This is a genomic window from Micromonospora globispora (assembly GCF_003857015.1).
In the GTDB taxonomy this organism is placed as follows: Bacteria; Actinomycetota; Actinomycetes; order Mycobacteriales; family Micromonosporaceae; genus Micromonospora; species Micromonospora globispora.
On record NZ_QGGF01000704.1, the window covers coordinates 1 to 1,523 of the forward strand.

At 75.6% G+C, this 1,523-nt stretch carries 1 protein-coding gene; it reads right to left on the minus strand.

What is annotated here, in order from left to right; all coding sequences use genetic code 11:
- Positions 1-98: 98 nt before the first annotated feature.
- Entirely contained in the window at positions 99-1,463 is a 1,365-nt protein-coding gene (locus tag DKL51_RS32590) for a PH domain-containing protein (protein ID WP_438819690.1), read from the minus strand.
- Positions 1,464-1,523: the final 60 nt, after the last annotated feature.

The window sequence follows — 1,523 nt, forward strand, 5'->3', positions numbered from 1 at the left end:
GTCGGACGCCACCGAGGACGGGTCAGCGGCGCCGGACCGGGCGTGCGCCGCTGACCCGTCCTCGGTGGCGTCCGACCGCTGACCACCTCCCGGTCCGCCTAGCGCCGGTGTCGGGCCGCGTGCGACCGCGCGATCAGCTCGGCGGCCAGCTCCCAGGCCTCCGCCAGGTCGCGGTCGTGGGCGGCCGCGCCGGACCCGCCCGCCGTGTCGGCGTGCACGGTGGCCAACCGCAGCCGCCGTTGCGCCGGCCCCTGGGTCACCCGCACGCTCTGGATCCGGGCGTACGGCACGATCGTCAGCTGCCGGGTGAGCAGGCCGGAGCGGGCGGCGAAGACCAGGTCGTCGAGGCCGGCCCCGACCGCCGACCGGCTCAGCGGGCGCAGCCAGCGGGCCCGTCGCGGTGGCAGGGTCATCGGCAGGTCGCTGAGGTGCACTCCGGGCAGCGCCTCCGCGACGATCTGTTCACCGGTCCGGGCGTCCCCGACCGGCAGCAGCCGGTCCGGGCGGTTCCGGTCGTCCGGCTCGGCGGCCGAGTAGCCGGCCACCTCCAGCCGCAGCCGTAGCCAGCCCTTCATCCGCCACAGCAGCGGCCAGGTCACCCCGACGGTCTGCACCCGGTTCAGCGGCACCGTCTGCACCCGGGTCTCCAGCAGGCCGTTGCGGATGCGCAGCGCGCCGCCGTCCCGGTCCAGCCGGAAGCTCCAGTCGTCGAGCACCCGCCGCGCGGGTTGCAGCAGGACGCCGGCCATCGCGGTCAGCGTGCTGGCGACCGCGATGAACGACCAGGAACCCTCGGAGAGGAACTGCACCACCACGAAGGCCAGACCGAAGGGGAGCAGGAACGCCTGCGGGGTGAGCAGTTGGCTGACCAGCAGGTCCTCGTTGCGGACGGTGTGCAGCCAGCGCTCGGTGGGGGCCGGTGCGGCAGGTGCCCCGGCGGCCGGCGGGACGGTCTCCGGTGCCCGGCCGGTGGCGGCGAGCAGCCGCTGGCGCAGCGCCGTCGCCTCGGCCACCCCGAGGTACGCCAGCGGCGCCTCGGTCTTGCCTCCACCCACCACCTCCAGGCGCAGCTCGGCCAGCCCGGTGAGCTGGGCGAGCAGCGGTCGGACCACCTCCACGGCCTGCAGCCGTTCTAGCGGGATCGCCCGGGTACGCCGCCAGATCAGCCCCTCGTGCACCCGCAGCTCCCGGCCGACCACGTGGTAGCCGGTGTTGTACCAGCTGATCAGCGACAGCACGGTAGCGCCGAGGGCGAGCACGACGACCATCGCGGCGAACCAGCCGAAGCCCACCCGGGACAGCGTCGACCACGACAGTCCGGCGATCACCACCACCAGTGACTTCGCGCCGTGCAGCGCCGGGCTGAGCGGGTGCAGCCGCTGCCGCGGCTCCTCGCCCGTCGGCCCACCGGGCACCCCCGGCCAGCCCGGAGGGCCGCCGGTTGTCGGGGAGCCGGGTGGCACGGGCCAGCCCGATCCGGATCTCGGTCCGTGCCAGGTCGGTCCCGGCGCGGGTGGACCGCG